The following is a 24050-nucleotide window of genomic DNA, read 5'->3' as shown; positions in this document are numbered from 1 at the left end:
ACTCCGATTCACACCAGACGAAGCCACACATGTCCAAAGGATTGAAACGCGCTTTCGCCGCACTGCTTATCGCACTGGCCCTCTATAGCCTGCTGGGGTTTCTGATATTGCCGGGCATCGCCTTGCGGATCGCCAACCAGCAACTGGCCAGCCTTGCCACGGTTCCGGCTCAGTTGCAGCGTATCGAACTCAATCCTTTCAGCCTCGAAGTCACCCTGTGGGGACTGAATGTGGGCGAACCGGGCAAGGAACAGGTCGGCTTCGAACGCCTGTACGCCAACCTGCAGGTCGACAGTCTCTGGTCAGGTGCCCTGCACCTGGCCGATATCGAGCTGGACAAGCCCAAGACCGAGATCGTGTTCGCCAAGGACGGGCAGTTGAACCTGCTGGGCCTGTTCAAGCTGCCGCCCAGCGAACCGACCCCGGCCGATCCGGACGCCAAGCCGTTCCCCCTGCGCGTCGACCGGATCAAACTGGCCACCGGCTATGTGCATTTCCAGGATCTCCGGCCCAGCGAACCCATCGAGTTCCTCTACGACACGCTTGATTTCGAACTGAAGAACCTGAGTACCCTGCCTGACGACAGCGCCGACATGACCCTGGTCGCCGTCGGCCCTGAAGGTGGACAGGTCGACTGGACCGGCAATTTCAGCCTTTCGCCCATCGCTTCGCAAGGCAAACTCAAGATCACTGACGGCCAGATGAAAGCCTGGTGGCCCTACGTACGCGACGCGGTGCCCCTGGTGCTGGAAAATGGCGTGCTCAACCTGAGCACCGACTACAAGCTCAACCTGGCCAAGGGCACCGAACTGTTGCTCAGCAACGCGGCCGTCAGCGTCGCGCCCTTCGCCATCAAGGCGCCCGACGGTCGACCGCTGGCGAAGCTCGAGCGCCTGGATGTCAGCGAAACGACGGTGGACCTGGCCAAGCAGCAAGTGTTGGTAGGCAAAGTCCGTAGCCAGAAGCTGGAGACCTGGGCCGCCCGCGAGGCGGACGGACAACTGGACTGGCAGAAGCTCTTCGCCAGCCAGCCGGCAAAACCCCAGGTGAAGGTAGAGCCTGCATCGGCCCCGGCGGCGGCCGATTCGCCCAAGCCAGCCCCGCAAGCCCCCGGCAAGCCTTGGCAGATGCTGTTGAAGGACGTTCAATTGCGCGATTACCGGGTGCACCTGGCCGACCGCCAGGCACAGCCTGCCGTGGCACTGGAGGTCGGCCCGCTGAATCTCGACCTGCAGAACTTCGACACCCTCAACGGCTCACCCTTTACCCTCAAACTGGACACCGGATTGGGTAAACAGGGCAAGATCCTCGCCGACGGCGAGGTCAACCTGAGCCCCGTCACGGCCAGGCTCAAGGTCAAGACCCAGGACATCGACCTGCGTGTGGCCCAGGCCTATATCAACCCGTTCATTCGCCTGGAGCTGCGTTCAGGCATGCTCGGCAGCGACCTGGCAGTGGATCTCAAGAGCACCGAGCCGCTGGCTTTCGCAATCACCGGTCGCGCCCAGGTCGATCAGTTGCACACCCTGGATACCCTCAAGACCCGCGACTTCGTCAAATGGCAGCGCCTGGTGCTAGAAGGCCTCAGTTATCAGCACGGCGACAGCCTGTCCATCGACAAGGTCAACCTGCTCCAGCCTTATGCGCGCTTCATGATCAACGACGATCGCACCACCAACGTCGATGACCTGCTCATTCCGCAACCGGCCGACAGCGGCCCGAAGAACACTGCGGCAATACCGGCTTCCAAGGAAAAACCCCTGGGCATCCACATCGGCGCGATTGCCATCAATGACGGCTCGGCCAATTTCGCCGACTTCAGCCTGACACCGAACTTCGCCACCGCCATCCAGCAGCTCAACGGCCAGATCGGCACCATCGACAGTCGCCAGGCCAAACCGGCCAGCGTCGACATCAAGGGCAAGGTCGACCGCTACGCACCTGTCACGATCAAGGGAGCACTCAACCCGTTCGATCCGATGGCCAGCCTTGATATCGCCACCAGCTTCAAGCGTGTCGAACTGACGACCCTGACACCCTACTCCGGTAAATTCGCCGGCTACCGCATCCGCAAGGGCCGGCTCAACCTGGACCTGCATTACCGCATCACCCAAGGCCAGCTCCAGGCCGACAACAAGGTGGTGGTGGAGCAACTGCAACTGGGGGAAAAAGTCGACAGCCCGGACGCCGTCAGCCTGCCGCTCAAGCTGGCCGTCGCGTTGCTGAAGGACTCCGAAGGCAGGATTTCCATCGAACTGCCGGTGTCCGGCAATCTCAACGACCCGCAATTCAGCGTCATGCCGATTGTCTGGCAAACCTTGCGCAACCTGGTGGTACGAGCGGCCCAGGCACCGTTCAAGCTCATCGGTGGGCTAGTGGCCGGAGGCGGCTCGCAAGACCTGGGCAGCGTGTCGTTCGCACCGGGCTCCAGCGAGCTGAGCCAGGAGAACCAGGGCGTACTGCTCAAGCTGTCCGAAGCCCTGGGCAAACGTCCCGAACTGCGCCTGGAAATCGAAGGCACCGCCGCCGAAAGTAGCGACGGCCCGTTACTCGCCGCCCAGCGCCTGGAACGCGAATACCAGTACAACTACTACAAGATGCTGCAACGCAGGGGCGACAAGGTCCCGGCCAAGGCTTTGTTGCTGCAGGTACCGGAGGACGAGAAGGCCCCGCTGCTGGAAGGCATCTACCGCACCCGCCTCAAGACCCAGCCACCGGCCGAATGGTCGCAACTGGATAAAAAGGCTCGTATCGAGAAGCTGCGTGAAGGGGTCATCAAGTTCTGGAGCGGCAGTGACGTTCTGCTGCGTGAACTGGGGCAGGAGAGAGCCAGCAGCATCAAGGACTTCCTGGTGGACAAGGGCCAACTGGCTGACGAACGGGTGTATTTCATCGACGCGACCCTCGGCCAAGCCGAAAGCGATGGACGCGTGATCACCCCCATGCACCTGGATGCCGAATAACATGAACCGCTTCCAATGGCTCTCCCTGGGATTGCTGCTGGTTGCCGGCCCGGCGTTGGCGGCCGACACGTTGCGCTGCGGCAGCCAGCTGATCAGCGTTGGCGATCGTTCCAGTGAAGTGCTGCACAAATGCGGACAACCCACGGCTCGAGACGACCTGGGCTACAAGCGCAGTGTCAATCGCCGCGAAGAATATCCGGTAGAGGAATGGACTTACGGCCCCAACAGCGGCATGTATCAGTACCTGCGCTTCGAAGGCAATCGCCTGGTGCAGATCACCAGCAAACGCGGGCGCTAGCCCATCTGATCGATCAACACCCTGCCCAAAATAGACAGGCCCCCGGCAAACGCCGAGGGCCTGGGACGGCCACATCCATGTGGCCTTTCGCATGAACCCTAAGCAACGGCAAACGTATGACTAGGCCCGCTTGCCGTGCCTTCTCCCGGTTCAGGCGGAGAAGTCTTGGCCTTATTCGGCCTTCAGGCCATCAGCCGATACAGCCTTGACGCCTTTGATTTTCTTGGCGATTGCTACTGCTGTGTCTTTCTGAGCCTCGGTCACGGCAACAGTGGAAGACAGGGACACGACGCCTTTGTTGGTTTCTACTTTGATATCGGTGCCTGGAATACCTTTTTCGGTGACCAGGTCAGCCTTGACCTTGGTGGTGATCCAGGTATCGGAGGTGGCTTCCTTGGCCTCTGTCACTTCGCCCGCAGCCAGCATCATTGGAGCCTGAGTTGCTTGAGTGGTCTCGGCGAAAGCGCTAGCCATGGTCAGGGTCAGTGCGGTGGCTGCAGCGGCAGTGATAGCGAACTTCTTCATACGAGTAACTCCTGTTTTTCTCAGAAACTGCCGGGGTAATGCATTCCGGCAGGGTTGTCAGGAGTAGTGCGAAGGCTGTGCCAGTTTTAGAAATTCAAATAATTTCTTTTAAATCAATGAGTTAAGCGAAACGGCGATTTGCAGAATCATGCAAAATGCATGACCCTCCGATTTTGTACATGCAAGTTGCGGTTTTTTTACGACGACTTAAGCCACTGAATTGCCGGGCATTTCCTACACGCAAAAAACCCCGCTAAAAGCGGGGCCGGTCAGATCAACCTGTATGCCTCAACTACCTGCAGCGGCAGCACCGGTGCAGCCCTTGGGAGCGTATTCCTGTTCAGCCGTGGTGGCACAGGTCCATACGCCGGTTCCCGAACGACTCAGCGTGATCGTCTTGCCCACCACCGGGCCCGGTGCATTGAGGATCGTGCAGCCGATGGTGCCGACCCCTGTAGAGGCAACACCCGAGGCAGTGGTGGTGCAGTTACTGGTGGTTGCCGTCCCGCCGATAAGCTCGAGGGTCGGGTTGGTACCCGAGTTGATCGTGTCTTCGAACGGCACTTTCAATGCGGTGATCTCCGCCAGGCCCGCGGTCACCTTGGCTCGCGCCTGGTATTTGGAATATTGCGGCAACGCAAAGGTCGCCAGAATGCCGATGATCGCCACGACGATCAGCAGCTCGATCAGCGTAAAGCCATTCTGCTTGTTCATAGACATCTCCATACATGAGGCGAAATCTCATGGTTGGAGCAGTCATTGCACGGCACATGCCAACCGCCCCGAGCCGCGCGGGCAAGGCCTTGCAGCCCGTCAAAGCACTACGGCCTACCCCAACAACCGCACTATCTGACATTTTTTGTCACCCCGCCCCGCTGGTAGGGCGTCGAGGCTTGACTAGGCTATAGGTCATGAATTGCCGTATCCGGGATCCCCATGACTGACATCGCCCTCAGTGGACTGACCAAGCAACTGGTACTGGCCGAACTGATCACCGAGCAAAATGCCCAACAGGCGCACCAGCAGGCCCAGCGCAATCGCATCCCCCTGGTCAGTTATCTGGTGCAGAACAAACTGGTCCAGAGCCGCCGTGTTGCCGAGATCGCCTCGGAACATTTCGGTGTCGCCCTGCTGGACCTCAACAGCCTCGACAAGGACATCCAGCCCACGGGGCTGGTCAGCGAAAAGCTGGTACGCCAGCATCACGCGCTGCCATTGTGGCGACGCGGCAACAAGCTGTTCGTGGGCATTTCCGACCCCACCAATCACCAGGCCATCAACGACATCCAGTTCAGCACAGGCCTGACCACTGAAGCCATCCTGGTGGAGGACGACAAGCTCAGCGATGCCATCGAGAAATTCTTCGAGTCCAGTACCACGGGGCTGGAGGGCATGGGCGATGTCGACCTCGACGGCCTCGACATCGAATCAGGCGACGACCGCAAGCAGGACACTATCGCCGGGCTGGACGCCGACGATGCGCCGGTGGTGCGCTTCGTCAACAAGATGCTGCTGGATGCGATCAAGGGCGGCTCATCCGACCTGCATTTCGAGCCCTATGAAAAATCCTACCGGGTACGGGTGCGCACCGATGGCATGTTGCGGGAAGTGGCCAAGCCGCCTATCCAGTTGGCGACCCGCATCGCGGCGCGCCTGAAGGTCATGGCGAACCTGGATATTTCCGAACGGCGCAAACCCCAGGACGGGCGGCTGAAAATGCGACTGTCGAAGACCAAGTCCATCGATTTCAGGGTCAACACCCTGCCAACCCTCTGGGGCGAAAAGGTGGTGATCCGGATCCTCGACCCCTCCAGCGCGCAAATGGGCATCGACGCCCTGGGCTATGAGCCGGACCAGAAAGAACTGTACCTGGCGGCGCTCAAGCAACCCCAAGGGCTGATCCTGGTGACCGGGCCGACCGGCTCGGGCAAGACCGTCTCGCTGTATACGGGGTTGAACATCCTCAATACGGTGGACATCAATATTTCCACCGCCGAAGACCCGGTTGAAATCAACATGGAGGGGATCAACCAGGTCAACGTGAACCCGCGCCAGGGGCTGGACTTCGCACAAGCCCTGCGCTCATTCCTGCGCCAGGACCCGGACGTGATCATGGTTGGCGAGATCCGCGACCTGGAAACGGCCGAGATCGCCATCAAGGCTGCGCAGACCGGGCACATGGTGCTGTCCACACTGCACACCAACAGCGCCGCCGAAACCCTCATCCGCCTGCAGAACATGGGCATTCCCGGCTTCAACATCGCCACGGCCGTGCACCTGATCATCGCCCAGCGACTGGCGCGCAAGTTGTGCACTCATTGCAAGAAGGCCATCGAGATTCCAGAGGAAACCCTGCTCAAGGAAGGTTTCCCTCGGGAACGCATCGGCTCGTTCACGATCTATGAGCCGGTCGGTTGCGAACAGTGCAACAACGGCTACAAGGGCCGCGTGGGGATTTACGAAGTGGTCAAGAACACTCCCGAGCTGCAACGCCTGATCATGGCCGAGGGCAACTCGCTGGAAATCGACCTGCAGATGCGCAAGGACGGCTTCAACGACCTGCGCGCCTCCGGGCTGCTCAAAGTGATGCAAGGCGTGACCAGCCTCGAAGAAATCAACCGGGTCACCAAGGACTGAGCATGGCGGTCAAGGCAGTAAAAACCGATACCTACACTTGGGAAGGCAAGGACCGCAAGGGCACGAAAATGTCCGGCGAGCTGACCGGCCAGAGCCCGGCGCTGGTCAAGGCACAGTTGCGCAAGCAAGGGATCAACCCGGACAGGGTGCGCAAGAAGTCCACCTCGATATTCAGCAAGGGCAAGCGCATCAAGCCCCTGGATATCGCCCTCTTCACACGTCAGATGGCAACGATGCTCAAGGCCGGCGTGCCCCTGCTCCAGGCCTTCGACATCATCGGCGAAGGCTTCGACAACGCCAACATGCGCAAGCTGATCGACGAGGTAAAGCAGGAAGTCGCAGCCGGTAACAGCTTCGCCGCGTCGTTGCGCAAATGCCCGCAGTACTTCGACGAGCTGTATTGCAACCTGGTGGACGCCGGGGAACAGGCTGGCGCCCTGGATACCTTGCTGGACCGGGTCGCCACCTACAAGGAAAAGAGCGAGGCCCTCAAGGCCAAGATCAAGAAGGCCATGACCTACCCGACAGCCGTGATACTGGTTGCGGCGGTGGTCACGGGCATCCTGCTGGTCAAGGTGGTGCCGCAGTTCGAATCGGTGTTCGCCGGGTTCGGCGCGGAGCTGCCGGGGTTCACGGTGATGGTCATTGGCCTGTCGGAGTTCATGCAGCAATGGTGGTGGCTGCTGCTGGGTGCGCTGGTCGGCGGTTTTTTCGGGGTGAGATATGCCCTCAAGCGCTCCCAGGGCTTTCGTGACTGGCGCGACAAGTGGCTGCTCAAGCTGCCGCTGATCGGTGCCCTGATGTACAAATCCGCCGTGGCCCGCTTCGCCCGCACGCTTTCCACCACCTTCGCCGCCGGCGTGCCGCTGGTGGAAGCGCTGGATTCGGTGTCCGGCGCTACCGGCAACGTGGTATTCAAACGAGCGGTGCAACGCATCCGACAGGATGTCTCGACGGGCATGCAGCTGAATTTCTCCATGCGCGCGTCAGGCATCTTTCCGAACCTGGCGATCCAGATGACCGCCATCGGCGAGGAGTCCGGCGCGCTGGACGATATGCTGGACAAGGTGGCGAGTTTTTATGAGGCCGAAGTGGACAATCTGGTGGACAATCTCACCAGCCTGATGGAGCCGTTCATCATGGTGGTACTGGGGGTGGTCGTCGGCGGCCTGGTGGTTGCCATGTACCTGCCCATCTTTCAACTCGGCTCTGCGATCTGACATGCCCCTGACCGAATTCTTCGCGCTTTATCCCCTGGCCTTCGTGCTGACGGCGTTATTGCTCGGGCTGATCGTCGGCAGCTTTCTCAATGTCCTGGTGTGGCGCCTGCCCAGGATGCTGAGCCGGGAATGGCGACTGCAGGCCCATGACTTGCTGGGCCTGCCCGCCGAAACGCCCGGCCCGGCCTATAACCTGATACTGCCCCATTCCCAGTGCCCCCATTGCGGCCACCGCATCCGGGCCTGGGAAAATATCCCGGTGTTGAGCTACCTGGCGCTGCGCGGCCGCTGTTCCAGTTGCGCCACTCCCATCGGCAGGCGCTACCCCCTGACTGAACTGGCCTGTGGGGTGTTATCGGCGTTCGTCGCCTGGCATTTCGGCTTCGGCTGGCAGGCGGCAATGGTGATGGTCCTGAGCTGGGGCCTGCTGGGCATGAGCCTGATCGATGCCGAGCACCAATTGCTGCCCGATACGCTGGTACTGCCTTTGTTGTGGCTGGGCCTGATCGTCAACAGCTTTGGATTGTTCGCTTCGCTGAACGAGGCCATGTGGGGCGCTGTGGCCGGCTATCTGGCGCTGTGGTCGGTGTTCTGGGCGTTCAAGCTGATCACCGGCAAGGAAGGCATGGGCTATGGGGATTTCAAGCTATTGGCGATGCTGGGCGCCTGGGGCGGCTGGCAGATCCTGCCGTTGACGCTGCTGCTGTCGTCCCTGGTAGGCGCAGTCGTCGGCGTGGTTGTACTGCGCATGCGTGACGCTCCGGCGTCGACGCAAATCCCCTTTGGGCCTTATCTGGCCATTGCCGGCTGGATTGCGCTGCTCTGGGGTGGTCAAATAACCGACTTCTATTGGCAGTCTGTCGGTTTCTAATGAATACCCCTGTGGAAAAACCCTGGATTCTCGGCCTGACCGGCGGTATCGGCAGCGGTAAAAGCGCGGCGGCCCAGCACTTCATCGACCTGGGCGTGCACGTGGTCGACGCCGATCACGCCGCACGCTGGGTCGTCGAACCCGGACGCCCGGCCCTGGCGCAAATCGCCAGGCATTTCGGCCCTGGCGTGGTGCAGGCCGACGGCAGCCTCGATCGAGGGGCGCTGCGAAAACTCATCTTTGAAAATGCCGAGGAGCGTCGCTGGCTCGAGGCATTGCTGCATCCGTTGATCGCCGACGAAATCGCCCATCATCTGGCACTGGCACAATCGCCCTATGCGATCCTGGTCTCGCCACTGCTGATCGAGTCGGGACAGTACGCCATGACCCAGCGCATCCTGGTGATCGATGCTCCGGAACGAATGCAGATCGAACGTACCTTGCAGCGCGACCAGACCAGCGAACAACAGGTCCAGGCCATCCTCAAGGCACAGTCAAGCCGTCAGGATCGCCTGAGCCATGCGGACGACGTGGTGGTCAACGACCGCGACCTCGCCTGGCTGCACAGCGAGGTCGAACGCCTGCATCATTTTTACCTTACCTTGCGTGGAGGCCAGTCATGAGCCAGAACCCAACCGTTGATTGCCCGACCTGTGGCGCCCCCGTCGAATGGAGCCCGGAGAGCAAATTCCGGCCCTTCTGCTCCGATCGCTGCAAACTGATCGACCTGGGCGCCTGGGCGTCGGAGGAACACAAGATTCCGGTCAGCCCTGAGGCCGAGGACGAGTTGTTCAGCGAAGACTTCAACCCCCGCTCACATCATTAAGGGCGCATGAAACCGTAGTCCTGGCTGTCGTCGAGGTTTTCCGCCAGGAAACCCAATTCGTCGGCCAGGTCCTCGACACTGCGCACGGCCTTGCTCTGCTGCACCACCGCACTGAGCAAGGCCCGCAGGCTCAGTCCCGGATCGAAGCCTATTTCCATGGCCGCGTCCTGGCTGCGCCTGATCTCCTGTCTCGCCCACTCATAAACACTCATGGTTGTGCTCCCGAAATTTTTGCAGAGCATGCCGGGCGCTCGCCCGCGCAGCCTTGATGTGAATCAAGGCTTGTCGTTGTCCTTCCAGGGAGCCGACAGATACCGCGTGCGGTTGAATGTCTCCAGCCATTCGGGGCTGAACACCACCAGCGCACTGATCACCATGCCGTTGATGAAGGCCTCGGGGAAAATGACCAGCCAGAGATAGCCGACAAAGTCGCTCAGCCAGTAAGGCATGGCGAATACACCGTCATACCACAGCAGACCGAGCCCCAGCAGCAGGCACAGCAGCGCCGACAGCGCAGCGGCCAGGAACCCCGAACAGAATATGTATACGAACAGGTTGCGTGGCTGGGCTCGCTCCACCAGAATCGCGCAGCATTCGGTGACCCACACCGGCAGCAGGACCAGCAGCATACCGTTGACGCCCACCGCCACCATGTCCTGGCGCCCGAGCAGGACCAGCGCCAGCTGGGCCAGAAAGCCGCCGAGGATCGCCAGGGGCCAGTCCAGCAGCAGCGTCACGGCGGTCATGCCGATGAAGTGATACGACACGCCGGTCTCGAAATCCCGGCGCACCAGCCACAACATGAACAACGCGAGCACCGTCCCGAACAGCAGATGCTGGCGTCGACTGTCGGTGAACAGCTCGACCCAGGGCGCGCGCCAGACCGCCCAGGCGAGCACCGGCACATAGATCAGCCAACCCGCCGTGAGGGTCTGCGAAGAGAGCAGCTCGGCACCGATCATGGGACTCCTCCTTTCGCTTGCCCTGGCATCACAGACTCCGTCATCGCCTTCGAATTCAAGCCGGCAGTCTACACCCCGGCCGACGCGTATTAATCAACGCAAGGCTTCCAGCTTGTCGCAATTGAACGCTAAGCTTGGGCTCATGGATGACTCCGATTATTTACGCCTGCTCACCATCGCGGCCGAGCAAGCCAACGCCTTTCTCTCCAATGCCCGCAAATGGGAGCGTGAGCGTTGGGTCTGCCAACGGCTGCTGCAAGGGTTGAACGTGCCCTATCGCGCCGATGAGTTCGCCCCCGCCGGGGAACCACCGGACGTCTTGTTTCGCGATGCGAACTTCGAGGTGTTTTTTGTCCTCGACGAAGGCCGTCGCCTCAATGACGAATGGCGCGATGAGCTGCAACGCCGCCGCAGCGCTTTTTCCCTCAGCCAACTGGTGCGCCGCGAGGCCAAGCCCCGGCGGATCCCGGCCAACGAATTCCTGCTGCGACTGGCGCCCACCCTGCGCAAGAAAGCCCACAACTACACCGAACGAGGCATGGACCTGGGGGAGCTGGACATCATCGCCTTCGCCAGCCTCAAGCGCGAAGTGCTGGACCTCAACAGCCATTTCCCGCCACCCACCGAATATCTGCGCCAGGGCTGGCGCTCGTTATCGCTGGTGGGGCCGACCTTCGCCCGGGTGCTGTTCGCCCATCCCGACGCACCGGACTTCCTGCGCAGCAACCTGGGACGCAGCATCGTCTTCGATGTCGGGATCAGCCTGTGAAAACACGCCGGCGCCGCACACAACCGTGGTGTCGGCACCACAGGGATGTTACAACCCGTCCATTCGCCTGGACGACCGGCGCTCCTGTAACGTCTACCCGTTCTGCAACGTCTACCTGACGAGGCCTTTATGACCAGCCGCCTGAACCCCGAAGACCAGAAGCATGTCGAAGAGTACCTGCAACTGTCCCAGCACCGAGTCGAGCGCCGGCCCTTCCGGCCGTGGATGCTCCTGGTGGTGGTACTGGCCGTGACCATCGGCCTGGGCCTGTTGAGCCGATTGATCAGTTACCTGACGCTATGAGCAGCCTGGTATCGAGGGATACGACACCGGCGCTCGCTCGGGTAACGGCACCGATTTCCTTTAGCCTTGCGAGATATCCCCATGACCCATCGTATTGTCATCGTTGGCGGCGGAGCCGGCGGTCTGGAGTTGGCTACCCGCCTGGGTAAGACTCTGGGCAAGCGTGGCACGGCCAGTGTAATGCTGGTCGACGCGAACCTGACCCACATCTGGAAGCCGCTGCTGCACGAAGTGGCGGCCGGCTCTCTGAACTCTTCCGAAGACGAACTCAACTACGTCGCCCAGGCGAAATGGAACCACTTCCAGTTCCAGCTAGGGCGCATGAGTGCCCTGGACCGCGAACGCAAGCGTATCCAACTGGCCGCCACCTACGACGAGGCCGGCCTGGAACTGCTGCCGGCCCGCGAACTGAGCTATGACACCCTGGTGATTGCGGTCGGCAGCACTACCAATGACTTCGGCACCGAGGGTGCGGCGCAACATTGCCTGTTCCTCGACACCCGCAAACAGGCCGAGCGCTTCCACCAGCAGTTGCTCAATCATTACCTGCGCGCCCACGCCGGCCAGACCGACACGGAAGAGCGAATCAGCGTCGCCATCGTCGGAGCCGGGGCCACCGGCGTCGAACTGGCCGCCGAGCTGCACAATGCGGCCCATGAACTCGCGGCCTATGGCCTGGATAGGATCAAGCCGGAAAACATGCATATCACCCTGATCGAGGCCGGGCCAAGGGTGTTGCCAGCACTGCCCGAGCGCATCGGCGGGCCCGTGCACAAGACCCTGGAGAAACTCGGCGTCAATGTCATGACCAACGCCGCCGTCGGCCAGGTCACGGCCGACAGCCTGGTCACCGTCGACGGCAAAGTGATCAATGCGAGCCTGAAGGTCTGGGCCGCCGGGATCCGCGCCCCGGAGTTCCTCAAGGAAATCGACGGACTGGAAACCAACCGGATCAATCAATTGCTGGTTCTGCCGACCCTGCAGACCACCCGTGACGAGAACATTTTCGCCTTCGGCGATTGCGCCGCCTGTCCGCAACCGGGCTCGGATCGCAACGTGCCGCCTCGCGCCCAGGCTGCGCACCAGCAGGCTTCACTGCTGGCCAAATCCCTGAAACTGCGGATCGAAGGCAAAGCGCTGCCGCACTATAAATACACGGATTACGGCTCGCTGATTTCCCTGTCGCGTTTTTCGGCGGTAGGTAACCTGATGGGCAACCTCACCGGCAGCGTAATGCTCGAAGGCTGGCTGGCACGGATGTTCTACGTGTCGCTGTACCGCATGCACCAGATGGCGCTGTACGGGATGTTCCGTACAGCGATGCTGATGCTGGGCAGCAAGATCGGACGCGGAACCGAGCCCAGGCTCAAGTTGCACTGAGCCGATACACCACTGTCGCAAGCAGGCTCGTCTTCACAGTGGCCAAGTGTCCTCAAGTGGATACGGTCCCTGTGCAAACGAGCCCTGCTCTCGATGACGGCAACACAGGCGACACTGTCCCTGCATCACACCTGGAACCGCTGAACCATCGTGCGCAACGAATTGGCCAGTTGCGACAACTCATGGCTGGAGGCGCTGGTCTGGTCCGCTCCGCTCGCCGACCGAGCGGACAAATCCCGGATGTTCACCAGGTTGCGATCCACCTCACGGGCCACCTGCGCCTGTTCCTCTGCGGCACTGGCAATCACCAGGTTACGTTCGTGGATCTCGTTCACCGAACTCGTGATGGTCTGCAGCGCTTCCCCCGCCCGCTCCGCCAATGCCAGGGTACTGGCCGCGCGACTGGAGCTGGTCTGCATGGAGTCCAGTGCCTGGGCGGCGCCGTTGCGCATGCCCTGGACCATTTGTTCGATTTCCAGGGTCGATTGCTGGGTACGATAGGCCAGTGCCCGCACTTCATCGGCCACTACGGCAAATCCGCGCCCGCTTTCCCCCGCTCTCGCCGCTTCGATAGCGGCGTTGAGGGCCAGCAGGTTGGTCTGCTCGGCAATGGCCCGGATCACGTCCAGGACCTTGCCGATGTCTTGTGACTGATTCGCCAGGGATTGCACCAGGCCGCCGGTGATCTGCACATCGCTGGCAAGCGCGCCAATGGCGTCCACGGTATCGCTGACCCGCTCCTGCCCGAGCACCGCCGACTCACTGGACTGGCGGGTGGCATCTGAGGTGGAGACAGCATTACGTGCTACTTCCTCCACCGCCGTGGTCATCTCGGTGACAGCGGTGGCGGCCTGTTCGATTTCGTCGTTCTGCTGTTGCAGGCTGTAGGTGCTGTCGAGGGTTACCGCATTCAGCTCGTCGGCGGCGGTCGCCAGCTGCGTGGCCGAACCGCTGATACCCTGCAATGTCTCGCGCAGGTTCCGCTGCATGGTCGCCAATGCTTCCAGCAGGCGACTCACCTCGTCGTTGCCATGGGTTTCGATGGGACGGGTGAGGTCGCCACGAGCCACGCTCTGTGCGGCGCTCAATGCCTCGCCAAGGGGTTTGACGATGCTGCGGGTAAGCAGCATGGCCAAGGCGACCGTAGCCAATGCCGCCAGCACGATGAACAGGCTGACGATCATCCGGGAATTGGCGTAGTGCTCCTGGGATTTCTGGCTTTCGATGGAGACCTGCTTGGAAAACAGCTCCGCCAGGTCGTTGAGTTGCTTGCCCGAGCCGTCCACGACAGTTTTCATGTCCACCAGCAACAGCTTGATCAGTTCATCGCGCCGCCCCTGTTCCGCCAGGGTGAACGATTGAGCGATCCCCGAGCGATAGGCGGCGAAGGTCTGCTTGAATTGCTCATAGAGGGCCTTGCCTTCAGGCGTGACGACCAGCCTGTCGTAACTGGCGATTTTTTCGCTCAGTTCCTTGTCACGGGTGTCCATCTGTCCCCGGTACACCGCAATGTTCTTCGGATCCTCGTCCAGGGCCATGCGCAGGGAAATGGTGCGGATGCGCAACATCAGTTCGCGGATCTCGTCACCGCCGCGAATACTGGGCAACCATTGGGTTTCCACCGCGACCTCACTGTCGCGGATGCTCGACATCTGCCCCAGCGCAAACACTCCGAGCAATGCCACCAGCACAGCGATCAGGGCAAAACCCAGCGCCGCACGAGGGGCGATATTCAATTGGCGAAGAAACATAGCGGTTGCCTTTTTTTGTTATCGGCCTGAAAAGGGGGCGATCATCCCATGGCCCCGTCGGCGGGTTATCGGCAAGTTGTATGATGACTTGAAGTGATTTACTTTTCCGCAGGCGAAAAAAATCCCCGTATCTTTCGATACGAGGATTTTCAATATGGTCGGGGTAAGGGGATTCGAACTCCTGACATCCTGCTCCCAAAGCAGGCGCGCTACCGGACTGCGCTATACCCCGATTGAAATGGCTCCGTGACCAGGACTCGAACCTGGGACCCAATGATTAACAGTCATTTGCTCTACCGACTGAGCTATCACGGAACTGATATTTCAAGTTACTGCATTGAAACCGATTGTATCCAGCTTCAACCTCTTCTACTCGTCTGCATCTCTGCGTTCGTGTGTCTGAGGCGCGCTATTCTACAATCTTCAAAACCGCTGTCAACCCCCTAAATTGCTTTCAAGACAATGATTTGCAACTTATTTTGGATTGCTTCTCAGGGAGAAGTAACCCGTGGGTGACTGACTGCGGGGCGCACTTTACAAGCCTTTTCCTTTGAGTTCAACGGCCTGATGAAAAAAATGGCCTCGCAATGCGAGGCCATTCGATCACAGGGACTTGCTGGCTTTCAGTTGAAGACGATTTCGTCGTTTTCCACCGTGCCGGTGACGGTTTCGCCGGGCATGAACCGACCGGAGAGAATCAACTGCGCCAGCGGGTTTTCGATCCAGCGCTGGATCGCACGCTTGAGTGGGCGTGCGCCATAGACCGGGTCGTAGCCCACGGCGATCAGCTTGTCCAAGGCCTCGTCGCTCAGTTGCAGCTTCAGTTCGCGCTCGGTGAGGCGGCTGCGCAGCCGGCCCAGCTGGATCTCGGTGATACCGGCGATCTGGTCGCGGGCCAATGGCTCGAAGATCACCACTTCGTCGACACGGTTGATGAACTCCGGCCGGAAGTGCGTGGAGATCGCGTCCATCACCGCGGCGCGCTGGGCCTCGCGGTCGCCCACCAGCTCCTGGATCTGCGTCGACCCCAGGTTGGAGGTCATCACGATCACGGTATTGCGGAAATCCACCGTGCGCCCGTGGCTGTCGGTCAGGCGGCCATCTTCCAGTACCTGCAGCAGGATGTTGAAGACATCCGGGTGAGCCTTCTCGACTTCATCGAGCAGGATCACCGAGTACGGCTTACGCCGCACGGCCTCGGTCAGGTAGCCACCCTCCTCGTAACCCACATAGCCCGGCGGCGCGCCGATCAGTCGCGCCACGGAATGTTTCTCCATGAACTCGGACATGTCGATGCGCACCATCGCCTCTTCGGTATCGAAGAGAAACTCGGCCAGCGCCTTGCACAACTCGGTCTTACCGACACCGGTCGGGCCGAGGAACATGAACGAACCACTGGGACGATTGGGGTCCGAAAGCCCCGCACGAGACCGGCGCACCGCGTTGGACACCGCCACCACGGCCTCTTCCTGACCAATCACGCGCTGGTGCAGCAGGCTTTCCATCTTCAGCAGTTTGTCGCGCTCGCCTTCGAGCATTTTCGACACGGGGATGCCGGTCCACTTGGAAACCACTTCGGCAATCTCTTCCTCGGTGACCTTGCTGCGCAACAACTGGTTCTCACTCTTGCCGTGCTGGTCGACCATCTGCAGGCTGCGCTCCAGATCCGGGATCACCCCGTATTGCAGCTCGGCCATGCGGTTGAGGTCGCCTTTACGACGGGCTGCTTCCAGCTCCTGGCGCGATTGTTCGATCTTCTGCTGGATCTGCGCAGAACCCTGGACCTCGGCTTTTTCCGAGTTCCAGATTTCCTCCAGATCGGAATACTCGCGCTCGTGACGCACGATTTCTTCCTGCAGCTTTTCCAGGCGTTTCTTCGCCGCTTCGTCGCTTTCCTTCTTCAGGGCCTGGGATTCGACCTTGAGCTGGATCAGGCGTCGCTCCAGACGATCCAGTACCTCAGGCTTGGAGTCGATCTCCATGCGGATACGGCTGGCGGCCTCGTCGATGAGGTCGATGGCCTTGTCGGGCAATTGCCGGTCGGTGATATAGCGGTGGCTGAGTTTGGCCGCCGCGATGATCGCACCATCGGTAATCGCCACCTTGTGGTGGACCTCATAGCGCTCTTTCAGGCCACGCAGGATGGCGATGGTGTCTTCTTCGCTCGGCTCGTCCACCAGTACTTTCTGGAAGCGCCGCTCAAGCGCCGCATCCTTCTCTATATATTGGCGGTACTCGTTGAGCGTGGTCGCACCGACGCAGTGCAACTCGCCACGGGCCAGCGCAGGCTTGAGCATGTTGCCGGCATCCATGGAGCCCTCACCCTTGCCCGCACCGACCATGGTGTGCAATTCGTCGATGAACAGGATGATCTGCCCTTCCTGCTTGGACAATTCGTTGAGCAGAGCCTTGAGCCGCTCCTCGAACTCGCCCCGGTACTTGGCCCCGGCGATCAACGCCCCCATGTCCAGGGACAGCAATCGCTTGCCCCGGAGGCCATCGGGCACTTCACCGTTGATGATGCGCTGGGCCAGGCCCTCGGCGATGGCGGTCTTGCCCACGCCTGGCTCACCGATCAGTACCGGATTGTTCTTGGTGCGGCGCTGCAGCACCTGGATCGTGCGTCGAATTTCGTCGTCGCGACCGATCACCGGATCGAGCTTGCCTTCCTCGGCACGCTTGGTCAGGTCAACGGTGTACTTGTCCAGAGCCTGGCGGGATTCCTCGTGGTTGGCGTCGTTCACCGCTTCGCCGCCACGCAGGTTGTTGATGGCATTTTCCAGGGCTTTCTTGCTCACGCCCTGGCCAAGCAACAATTTACCCAGCTTGCTGTTCTCGTCCATGGCGGCGAGCAGCACCAGTTCACTGGAAATGAACTGGTCACCCTTCTGCTGCGCCAGGCGGTCGGCCTGGTTGAGCAGCCGTGCCAGGTCCTGGGACATGTTCACGTCCCCGGTGGGGTTCTGGATCTTGGGTAGATGGTCGAGTTCCTTGGCCAGCTCTTTGCGCAGGCTGTTGACGTCGAAGCCTACTTGCATCAACAGCGGCTTGATGGATCCGCCCTGCTGCTCAAGCATGGCCTGCATCAGGTGCGCCGGCTCGATACCCGGATGGTCCATGCCGACAGCCAACGATTGGGCATCGGACAGGGCCAGTTGTAATTTGCTGGTTAAACGGTCAATACGCATAAGGTCACCTTCCTTTTGAGCAGGCCGGACCGAAAAACATCCTGAATGAAGAAACCTGCCAGATACCGTTATAGATGTGGACGATTCTGGAAGATTCAAGCAGTGCGCTGTTGATGCAGATCAGAGAATTCTAGCGTTCGAGCCAGACCAGGGAGGCGAAACGACCGGTGCGCGGATTTCGGCGGTAGGAGAAGAAGCGTGGATCGCCCACGGTGCACAGGCCGCCACCGTAGACCGCCGTGACACCGCGCGCCGCCAGGCGCAGGCGCGCCAGCTCATAAATGTCGGCCAGGAACTTGCCGGCGTTATGGCTGGGCACGAAAGCCTGCGTCGCCTGGGGCAGTTGCGCGACGAAGGCTTCGCGCACTTCCGGCCCGACTTCGAAGGCTTGTGGACCGATGGCCGGGCCGAGCCAGGCGAGTATTTCCTCGGATGGCTCCTGGAAGCGGTCGAGGGTGGCTTCCAGCACGCCGCTCGCCAACCCGCGCCAACCGGCATGGGCCGCCGCGACGCGGCTACCGGCGCGGTCGCAGAACAGCACCGGCAGGCAGTCCGCAGTCATCGCTGCGCAGGCGATACCCGGCGTAGCGGTCCAACTGGCGTCGGCGGTCGCCACCTGGGCCGGGTCGGCCTCAACCACGGCAATGCCATGGACCTGTTGCAACCAGGCCGGCTCGATGGCGAAGCGCTGGGTCAGGCGACGACGGTTTTCGGCAACGGCCCCGGGATCGTCGCCGACATGATCGCCCAGGTTGAGGCTGTCGAACGGCGCCAGGCTGACCCCGCCCGCTCGGGTGGTCACACAGGCCTTTACCCCGGCCGGTGCAGGCCAGTCGGGTATCAGCCAGTCGGTCATCCGACGAACGCCTCGCGGTCCTGCTTGAGCAAGGTCAGCAGCCAGACAAAGTCATCCGGCAACGGCGACTCCCAGCTCATGCGCTTGCCGGTGGTCGGATGATCCAGCTCCAGGAAACGCGCGTGCAACGCCTGGCGCGGAAAGTTCTTCAAAGACTCGACCATCGTCATGCTGGCGGCTGGGGGAATGCGGAAACGACCGCCATAGGCCGGGTCACCCACCAACGGGAAGTTGATGTGGGCCATATGCACGCGGATCTGGTGGGTGCGGCCGGTTTCCAGCTTGACCCGTACATGGGTGTGGGAGCGGAAGCGTTCCAGCACGCGATAATGGCTGACTGCGGGCTTGCCACCTTCCATCACCGCCATGCGCTGGCGCTGCTGGCCGTGACGACCGATGGGCGCATTGATCTTGCCACCGGCAGTGACCACGCCGATCACGATGCATTCATAGATACGGCTGACGCTGCGGCTTTGCAATTGTGCAACCAGCTGTGTCTGTGCCTGGATGGTCTTGGCCACCACCATCAGGCCGGTGGTGTCCTTGTCGAGACGGTGCACGATGCCGGCGCGAGGTACGTTGATGATATCCGGCACGTGGTGCAGCAAGGCGTTGAGCAGGGTGCCATCGGCGTGGCCGGCCGCCGGATGTACCACCAGGCCCGCAGGCTTGTTGATCACCAGGATGTCATCGTCTTCGTAGACGATGTCCAGGGCGATGTCCTGGGCGACCCATTCTCCCTGGGCTTCCTGTTCGGCCGTCAGCTCGAGGATGGCGCCACCATGGACGATGTCGCGCGGGCGGATCACCGCGCCGTCCACCGTCAGGCGGCCGTCCTTGATCCAGGCGGAAAGGCGCGAGCGCGAATGCTCGGCGAAGAGTTGGGCGGCGACTTGATCGAGGCGTTGACCGCCCATTTCGGACGGCACCTCTGCGCGAAGTTCTATTTTATCGGACATGCTCGGACTGGGCGTCGGCACAGCCTTTGGTTTCGGCTGCGCGCTTGTGGTTAAATACGGCGTCTTTTGCCCCGAGGCTTTCAACGGGGCGCTCATCATAACAGGACGGCCCCGCCCAAGACAGCGGCCGTCATAGGGACGCAAGCCGCCATGCAAGTGAAACACCTGCTGCTGATCGCCATCCTCGCATTGACCGCCGCTTGCTCATCGAAGGAAGTCGTAGACGAAAACCTGAGCGAAGTCGAACTGTACCAACAGGCACAGAACGACCTGGACAACAACAGCTACACCAGCGCCACCGCCAAGCTCAAGGCGCTGGAATCGCGGTATCCGTTCGGCCGCTACGCCGACCAGGCCCAGCTGGAGCTGATCTACGCCAACTACAAGAACGCCGAGCCCGAAGCTGCGAAATCCGCCGCCGAGCGTTTCATTCGTCTGCACCCGCAGCACCCGAACGTCGACTACGCCTACTACCTCAAGGGCCTGACCTCCTTCGACCAGGACGTTGGCCTGCTGGCGCGCTTCCTGCCGCTGGACATGACCAAGCGTGACCCGGGCGCCGCGCGCGACTCCTACAATGAGTTCGCCCAGCTGACCAGCCGCTTCCCCAACAGCCGTTATTCGCCCGATGCCAAGCAGCGCATGATCTACCTGCGCAACCTGCTGGCCGCCTACGAAATCCATGTGGCGGATTACTACCTGACCCGCCAGGCCTACGTCGCCGCCGCCAACCGTGGCCGCTACGTGGTGGAAAACTTCCAGGAAACCCCCTCGGTAGGCGACGGCCTGGCGGTGATGACCGAAGCCTACCAGCGCCTGCACCTGGACGAACTGGCAGCCACCAGCCTGGAAACCCTCAAGCTCAACTATCCGGATCACCCCTCCCTGGTCGACGGCCAGTTCACCCCGCGGGTCGACGAAGCCGACAACCGCTCGTGGCTGAGCAAGGCGACACTGGGCCTGATCGAGTCCCGTCCGCCCCTGCCGCCGGGCGAAACCCGCGCCAACCAGGACGTACAGCGCCAGTTCCAGGACGCCAAGGAAGCCATCCCGAACGAGCTCAAGCCCAAGGACGAAAATGGCGACGTGATCGAGGAAGAAGAGCCCGAAAGCGAGTCCAGCGACCGATCTTGGTTCAGCTACATGACCTTCGGCCTGTTCGACTGACGCTAACGCGCCGGCAAAAAAGGAGACCCTCGGGTCTCCTTTTTTTGTGCCTGGACTTTATTGCGCTGTGCGCCGCTCCAGTCCTTTGGCTAAACTGCCGGATCACTTGCCAGAAAGCTCCCCATCATGCTTCGTTTATTGATCTTGTTCGCCGTTGTCGCCGCCGCCATATGGATCTTTCGCGGGATGAAGTCCGGCTCCCGCTCGTCGCGTTCCACCCAGGATCGGGACCCTTCCCCCATGGTTCGTTGCGCCCATTGCGGCGTACACCTGCCCCGGGACCGGGCGCTGGCCCTCGAACAACAGTGGTATTGCAGCCAGGCTCATCTCGAGCAAGGCCCAGGTCCTCGTGACCACTGAGACAGCGAGCCCTCGCGTCAAGCAGACGCAACGCCTGCTGCGCCTGTATCACCTGTACCGATTGAGCATCGGCATCACGCTGGTGCTACTGATTACCAGCAACATGGATAACCGCCTGCTGGAGTTCGCCAGCGACGACCTGCTGCGCAGCGGCAGCTGGTTGTATCTGGTCCTGAACATCCTGCTGGTGGTGTTTCTTGAAAACACTCGGCGCCCTGCCCGGCTGTTCGGCCTGGCACTGACCGACGTCTTGCTGCTTTCATGGCTGTTCTTCGCCGCAGGCGGCGCCCCCAGCGCCGTCGGCAACCTGCTCATCGTTTCCGTGGCCATCGGCAATACGCTGCTGCGAGGCCGCATCGGCCTGTTGATCGCGGCCGTCGCCACCCTCGGCATCGTCAGTTCGACGTTTTTTCTCGGCCTGAGCGATTCGAACCGTCCCAGCAGTTATCTACAGGCCGGCACCCTGGGAGCGCTGTGCTTTGCCGCAGCACTGCTGGTGCAGGGCCTGACCCGGCGCCTGGAAGCCAGTGAAACCCTGGCCGAGCAGCGCGCCAGTGAAGTCATCGGCCTCGAAGCGCTCAACGCGCTGATCCTGCAACGCATGCGCACCGGCATCCTGGTCCTGGACCGTGAGCGGCGGGTGCAATTGGCCAACGAAAGCGCGCTGAACCTGCTGGGCATGCACGACCTGATCGGCCAGCCCATCGACGACTACTCCACGGCCCTGGTCGAGCGTCTGCTGCTGTGGCAGAACAACCCCAGCCTGCGTCCGCCAAGCCTGACCATCGCCGGCACGGGCCTGACCCTGCAACCGAGCTTCATCGCCCTGGGGCACAACGAACAGCATCAGATTCTGGTATTCCTCGAAGACCTGGCCCAGGTGGCCCAGCAGGCCCAGCAACTGAAACTCGCCTCCCTCGGGCGCCTCACCGCCGGTATTGCCCATGAGATCCGCAATCCCCTGGGGGCCATCAGCCACGCGGCGCAATTGCTGCGCGAATCCGAGGAACTGAACGACGCAGACCGGCGTCTGACGCAGATTATTCAAGATCACTCCCAGCGAATGAACCGCGTCATCGAAAACGTCCTGCAGCTTTCCCGCCGCCAGCAGACCACGCCCCAACGGCTGGATCTTCGCGCCTGGCTCGACCAGTTTGTCCAGCAGGCGCGCCAAAGCGCGGCCGCATACCAGCAATTGCACCTGAGCATAGAGCCGGGCGACTACACCACGCTCATGGATCCGGATCAGCTGACCCAAGTGGTCGACAATCTGCTGCGCAACGCCTGGCGCCACAGCGCGCAGCTTCATGAACAGGCCGAGGCCTGGCTGAATCTGTTCATCGACCCTCACAGCCACCTGCCCACCCTGGACATCATCGATAACGGCGCCGGCGTGACGCCGGACCAGCAGGCGCACCTGTTCGAACCCTTCTTTACCACCAGCAGCCAGGGCACCGGCCTTGGGCTCTACCTGTCCCGTGAGCTGTGCGAAAGCAACCAGGCCCGCCTAGACTTCAAACCACGCCAAGGCGGCGGCTGCTTTCGCATCACTTTTGCTCATGGACGGAAACAGATTTGAATACACGCTCACGGCAACGAATCCTGATCGTCGATGACGAGCCGGACATCCGCGAACTCCTGGACATCACCCTGGGACGGATGAAACTCGACACCCGCAGCGCCAGGGACCTTGCCGAGGCCCGTGCCCTGCTGGCGAGCGATGCCTTCGACTTGTGCCTGACCGACATGCGCCTGCCCGACGGCACGGGCCTGGAGCTGGTACAGCACATCCAGCAGCGCTATCCCCAATTGCCAGTGGCGATGATCACTGCCTATGGCAGCCTGGAAATAGCCATCGACGCCTTGAAGGCAGGGGCTTTTGATTTTCTTACCAAGCCGGTGGACCTGGGCCGGCTGCGGGAACTGGTCGCCACCGCCCTGCGCCTGCCGACAGTCGCCGCCCCGACCGCCACCATCGAACGCTGCCTGCTGGGGGACTCTCCGCCAATGCGCAATGTGCGCAAACAGATCGAGAAACTCGCCCGCAGCCAGGCACCGGTCTACATCAGCGGGGAATCGGGTTGCGGCAAGGAACTGGTGGCGCGCCTGATCCATGAGCAAGGGCCACGCTCCAGCCAGGCTTTCGTACCAGTCAACTGTGGGGCCATTCCGACAGAACTGATGGAAAGCGAGTTTTTCGGCCATCGAAAAGGCAGCTTCAGCGGCGCCATCGAGGACAAGCCCGGCCTGTTCCAAGCCGCCAATGGTGGCACCCTGTTTCTCGATGAAGTGGCCGACCTGCCTCTGGCGATGCAGGTCAAACTGCTGCGGGCGATCCAGGAAAAAGCCGTGCGCGCCGTTGGCGGACAGCAGGAGGAAGTGGTGGATGTCCGCATCCTCTGCGCCACCCATAAGGACCTGGACGCCGAAGTCGCCGCCGGACGCTTTCGCCAGGACCTGTACTATCGACTGAACGTCATCGAACTGCGCGTCCCGCCCCTACGCGAACGCCGCGAAGACATCGAACCGCTGGCCAACCACATGCTCCAGCGCCTGGCTGCCACCACCGGCAACCCAGCCGCCAGGCTCCATCCCCAAGCCCTCGAGGCCCTTCGAAACTACCGCTTCCCCGGTAACGTGCGAGAGCTGGAAAACATGCTCGAACGGGCCTATACGCTCTGCGAGCACCAACAGATCGAAGCCGGCGACCTACGCCTGGCCGAAGGCAATGGAATCACCGACACCACCAACCCCGATCTGATGCGGGTCGACAACCTGGAAGACTATCTGGAGGACGTCGAACGCAAAGTCATCCTCCAGGCCCTGGAGGAAACCCGCTGGAATCGCACGGCGGCGGCGCAGCGGTTGAAGTTGTCGTTTCGGTCGATGCGGTACCGGTTGAAGAAGTTGGGGTTGGATTGATCAACCAAGAGCCATGCTGCCCCCTGTGGCGAGGGGATGAATCCCCTCGCCACAGATCTTGTGTTGCCTTGCAGCTCCACTGAGCTGCAACAT

Annotated in this window: 22 protein-coding genes, 2 tRNA genes and 1 pseudogene; 14 read left to right on the top strand and 11 right to left on the bottom strand. The window is 61.3% G+C overall.

Features of this window, described 5'->3' with window-relative positions:
• Positions 1-29 precede the first annotated feature (29 nt).
• A complete protein-coding gene (locus tag BT179_RS23215; RefSeq protein ID WP_072431990.1) occupies positions 30-2963 on the top strand; it encodes a DUF748 domain-containing protein in 2934 nt (977 codons plus the stop codon).
• Between the two features lies 1 nt (position 2964).
• Entirely contained in the window at positions 2965-3261 is a 297-nt protein-coding gene (locus BT179_RS23210) for a DUF2845 domain-containing protein (RefSeq protein WP_072398628.1), read from the top strand.
• 171 nt (positions 3262-3432) lie between these two features.
• Here the strand turns inward: BT179_RS23210 and BT179_RS23205 are convergent, their stop codons facing one another.
• Together BT179_RS23205 and BT179_RS23200 are read right to left on the bottom strand one after the other, a co-directional pair.
• Positions 3433-3786 (bottom strand): BON domain-containing protein, encoded by a 354-nt coding sequence (locus BT179_RS23205; protein ID WP_072398627.1) that lies wholly within the window; start codon positions 3784-3786, stop codon positions 3433-3435.
• 288 nt (positions 3787-4074) lie between these two features.
• Complete coding sequence (locus tag BT179_RS23200) at positions 4075-4500, bottom strand: pilin (protein WP_072398626.1); 426 nt, start codon at positions 4498-4500, stop codon at positions 4075-4077.
• A gap of 222 nt (positions 4501-4722) precedes the next feature.
• Here BT179_RS23200 and pilB point away from each other — a divergent pair, with 222 nt between their 5' ends.
• From pilB to yacG, 5 genes are read left to right on the top strand one after another with little or no spacing between them, the layout of a single operon-like run.
• Positions 4723-6423 (top strand): type IV-A pilus assembly ATPase PilB, encoded by a 1701-nt coding sequence (gene pilB, locus BT179_RS23195; RefSeq protein ID WP_072398625.1) that lies wholly within the window; start codon positions 4723-4725, stop codon positions 6421-6423.
• Between the two features lie 2 nt (positions 6424-6425).
• Positions 6426-7643, top strand: coding sequence for a type II secretion system F family protein (locus BT179_RS23190; RefSeq protein ID WP_072398624.1), 1218 nt, complete (start codon positions 6426-6428; stop codon positions 7641-7643).
• A 1-nt stretch (position 7644) separates the two neighbouring features.
• Entirely contained in the window at positions 7645-8514 is an 870-nt protein-coding gene (locus tag BT179_RS23185; protein WP_072398623.1) for a prepilin peptidase, read from the top strand.
• Complete coding sequence (gene coaE / locus BT179_RS23180) at positions 8514-9137, top strand: dephospho-CoA kinase (protein WP_072398622.1); 624 nt, start codon at positions 8514-8516, stop codon at positions 9135-9137. The genes BT179_RS23185 and coaE overlap by 1 nt, the downstream gene beginning before the upstream one ends.
• Entirely contained in the window at positions 9134-9340 is a 207-nt protein-coding gene (yacG, locus tag BT179_RS23175; RefSeq protein WP_072398621.1) for a DNA gyrase inhibitor YacG, read from the top strand. The genes coaE and yacG overlap by 4 nt, the downstream gene beginning before the upstream one ends.
• Here the strand turns inward: yacG and BT179_RS23170 are convergent.
• Positions 9337-9552 carry a hypothetical protein gene (locus BT179_RS23170; protein ID WP_072398620.1) on the bottom strand — a complete coding sequence of 72 codons (216 nt, stop codon included), beginning with the start codon at positions 9550-9552 and terminating at the stop codon, positions 9337-9339. The genes yacG and BT179_RS23170 overlap by 4 nt on opposite strands.
• Before the next feature lie 63 nt (positions 9553-9615).
• Positions 9616-10302: an energy-coupling factor ABC transporter permease gene (locus BT179_RS23165; RefSeq protein WP_072398619.1), complete on the bottom strand. Its 687-nt coding sequence runs from the start codon at positions 10300-10302 to the stop codon at positions 9616-9618.
• A gap of 142 nt (positions 10303-10444) precedes the next feature.
• On the opposite strand from BT179_RS23165, the gene BT179_RS23160 reads away from it, so the two are divergent.
• From BT179_RS23160 to BT179_RS23150, 3 genes are all read left to right on the top strand, one after another.
• A complete protein-coding gene (locus BT179_RS23160) occupies positions 10445-11071 on the top strand; it encodes a DUF1780 domain-containing protein (RefSeq protein WP_047229866.1) in 627 nt (208 codons plus the stop codon).
• A gap of 129 nt (positions 11072-11200) precedes the next feature.
• Positions 11201-11374 carry a DUF3094 domain-containing protein gene (locus tag BT179_RS23155; protein WP_003205686.1) on the top strand — a complete coding sequence of 58 codons (174 nt, stop codon included), beginning with the start codon at positions 11201-11203 and terminating at the stop codon, positions 11372-11374.
• Between the two features lie 81 nt (positions 11375-11455).
• Positions 11456-12754, top strand: coding sequence for an NAD(P)/FAD-dependent oxidoreductase (locus tag BT179_RS23150; RefSeq protein ID WP_072431991.1), 1299 nt, complete (start codon positions 11456-11458; stop codon positions 12752-12754).
• 125 nt (positions 12755-12879) lie between these two features.
• On the opposite strand, the gene BT179_RS27330 is transcribed toward BT179_RS23150, so the two are convergent.
• The 7 genes and pseudogenes from BT179_RS27330 to rluD form a co-directional block, all read right to left on the bottom strand.
• Positions 12880-13743 carry a methyl-accepting chemotaxis protein gene (locus BT179_RS27330; protein ID WP_371264420.1) on the bottom strand — a complete coding sequence of 288 codons (864 nt, stop codon included), beginning with the start codon at positions 13741-13743 and terminating at the stop codon, positions 12880-12882.
• Positions 13735-14505 (bottom strand): annotated as a pseudogene (locus tag BT179_RS27325) (MCP four helix bundle domain-containing protein); the annotation flags it as partial. The pseudogene BT179_RS27325 and the gene BT179_RS27330, both read right to left, overlap by 9 nt.
• Positions 14506-14660: 155 nt before the next feature.
• Positions 14661-14737: transfer RNA gene (locus BT179_RS23140), tRNA-Pro, on the bottom strand.
• A gap of 7 nt (positions 14738-14744) precedes the next feature.
• Positions 14745-14820, bottom strand: a tRNA-Asn gene (locus BT179_RS23135).
• A gap of 308 nt (positions 14821-15128) precedes the next feature.
• Positions 15129-17693 (bottom strand): ATP-dependent chaperone ClpB, encoded by a 2565-nt coding sequence (clpB, locus tag BT179_RS23130; protein WP_072398616.1) that lies wholly within the window; start codon positions 17691-17693, stop codon positions 15129-15131.
• 130 nt (positions 17694-17823) lie between these two features.
• The gene (gene pgeF, locus BT179_RS23125; RefSeq protein WP_072431993.1) at positions 17824-18549 is read right to left on the bottom strand and encodes a peptidoglycan editing factor PgeF; all 726 of its coding nucleotides are present in this window, start codon (positions 18547-18549) and stop codon (positions 17824-17826) included.
• Positions 18546-19508 carry a 23S rRNA pseudouridine(1911/1915/1917) synthase RluD gene (gene rluD / locus BT179_RS23120; RefSeq protein WP_072398614.1) on the bottom strand — a complete coding sequence of 321 codons (963 nt, stop codon included), beginning with the start codon at positions 19506-19508 and terminating at the stop codon, positions 18546-18548. The genes pgeF and rluD overlap by 4 nt, the downstream gene beginning before the upstream one ends.
• 150 nt (positions 19509-19658) lie before the next feature.
• On the opposite strand from rluD, the gene BT179_RS23115 reads away from it, so the two are divergent.
• The 4 genes from BT179_RS23115 (at position 19659) to BT179_RS23100 (ending at position 23957) form a co-directional block, all read left to right on the top strand.
• Positions 19659-20675: an outer membrane protein assembly factor BamD gene (locus tag BT179_RS23115; protein ID WP_072398613.1), complete on the top strand. Its 1017-nt coding sequence runs from the start codon at positions 19659-19661 to the stop codon at positions 20673-20675.
• Between the two features lie 126 nt (positions 20676-20801).
• Complete coding sequence (locus BT179_RS23110; RefSeq protein WP_072431994.1) at positions 20802-21035, top strand: PP0621 family protein; 234 nt, start codon at positions 20802-20804, stop codon at positions 21033-21035.
• The gene (locus tag BT179_RS23105) at positions 21025-22614 is read left to right on the top strand and encodes a sensor histidine kinase (RefSeq protein ID WP_072431995.1); all 1590 of its coding nucleotides are present in this window, start codon (positions 21025-21027) and stop codon (positions 22612-22614) included. The genes BT179_RS23110 and BT179_RS23105 overlap by 11 nt, the downstream gene beginning before the upstream one ends.
• Complete coding sequence (locus tag BT179_RS23100; protein ID WP_072431996.1) at positions 22611-23957, top strand: sigma-54-dependent transcriptional regulator; 1347 nt, start codon at positions 22611-22613, stop codon at positions 23955-23957. Before BT179_RS23105 ends, BT179_RS23100 begins: the two co-directional genes overlap by 4 nt.
• Positions 23958-24050: the final 93 nt, after the last annotated feature.

The sequence above is a fragment of the Pseudomonas sp. NFACC43 genome (assembly GCF_900119645.1).
GTDB lineage: Bacteria > Pseudomonadota > Gammaproteobacteria > Pseudomonadales > Pseudomonadaceae > Aquipseudomonas.
Note: the sequence above shows the minus strand (reverse complement) of the source record. Positions and strands in the feature narration are given on the sequence as shown.

Coding starts and splice junctions, on each gene's coding strand:
- BT179_RS23215 (WP_072431990.1), top strand. CDS start 30: ATGTCCAAAGGATTGAAACGCGCTTTCGCCGCACTGCTTATCGCACTG.
- BT179_RS23210 (WP_072398628.1), top strand. CDS start 2,965: ATGAACCGCTTCCAATGGCTCTCCCTGGGATTGCTGCTGGTTGCCGGC.
- BT179_RS23205 (WP_072398627.1), bottom strand. CDS start 3,786: ATGAAGAAGTTCGCTATCACTGCCGCTGCAGCCACCGCACTGACCCTG.
- BT179_RS23200 (WP_072398626.1), bottom strand. CDS start 4,500: ATGAACAAGCAGAATGGCTTTACGCTGATCGAGCTGCTGATCGTCGTG.
- pilB (WP_072398625.1), top strand. CDS start 4,723: ATGACTGACATCGCCCTCAGTGGACTGACCAAGCAACTGGTACTGGCC.
- BT179_RS23190 (WP_072398624.1), top strand. CDS start 6,426: ATGGCGGTCAAGGCAGTAAAAACCGATACCTACACTTGGGAAGGCAAG.
- BT179_RS23185 (WP_072398623.1), top strand. CDS start 7,645: ATGCCCCTGACCGAATTCTTCGCGCTTTATCCCCTGGCCTTCGTGCTG.
- coaE (WP_072398622.1), top strand. CDS start 8,514: ATGAATACCCCTGTGGAAAAACCCTGGATTCTCGGCCTGACCGGCGGT.
- yacG (WP_072398621.1), top strand. CDS start 9,134: ATGAGCCAGAACCCAACCGTTGATTGCCCGACCTGTGGCGCCCCCGTC.
- BT179_RS23170 (WP_072398620.1), bottom strand. CDS start 9,552: ATGAGTGTTTATGAGTGGGCGAGACAGGAGATCAGGCGCAGCCAGGAC.
- BT179_RS23165 (WP_072398619.1), bottom strand. CDS start 10,302: ATGATCGGTGCCGAGCTGCTCTCTTCGCAGACCCTCACGGCGGGTTGG.
- BT179_RS23160 (WP_047229866.1), top strand. CDS start 10,445: ATGGATGACTCCGATTATTTACGCCTGCTCACCATCGCGGCCGAGCAA.
- BT179_RS23155 (WP_003205686.1), top strand. CDS start 11,201: ATGACCAGCCGCCTGAACCCCGAAGACCAGAAGCATGTCGAAGAGTAC.
- BT179_RS23150 (WP_072431991.1), top strand. CDS start 11,456: ATGACCCATCGTATTGTCATCGTTGGCGGCGGAGCCGGCGGTCTGGAG.
- BT179_RS27330 (WP_371264420.1), bottom strand. CDS start 13,743: ATGCAGCGGAACCTGCGCGAGACATTGCAGGGTATCAGCGGTTCGGCC.
- clpB (WP_072398616.1), bottom strand. CDS start 17,693: ATGCGTATTGACCGTTTAACCAGCAAATTACAACTGGCCCTGTCCGAT.
- pgeF (WP_072431993.1), bottom strand. CDS start 18,549: ATGACCGACTGGCTGATACCCGACTGGCCTGCACCGGCCGGGGTAAAG.
- rluD (WP_072398614.1), bottom strand. CDS start 19,508: ATGTCCGATAAAATAGAACTTCGCGCAGAGGTGCCGTCCGAAATGGGC.
- BT179_RS23115 (WP_072398613.1), top strand. CDS start 19,659: ATGCAAGTGAAACACCTGCTGCTGATCGCCATCCTCGCATTGACCGCC.
- BT179_RS23110 (WP_072431994.1), top strand. CDS start 20,802: ATGCTTCGTTTATTGATCTTGTTCGCCGTTGTCGCCGCCGCCATATGG.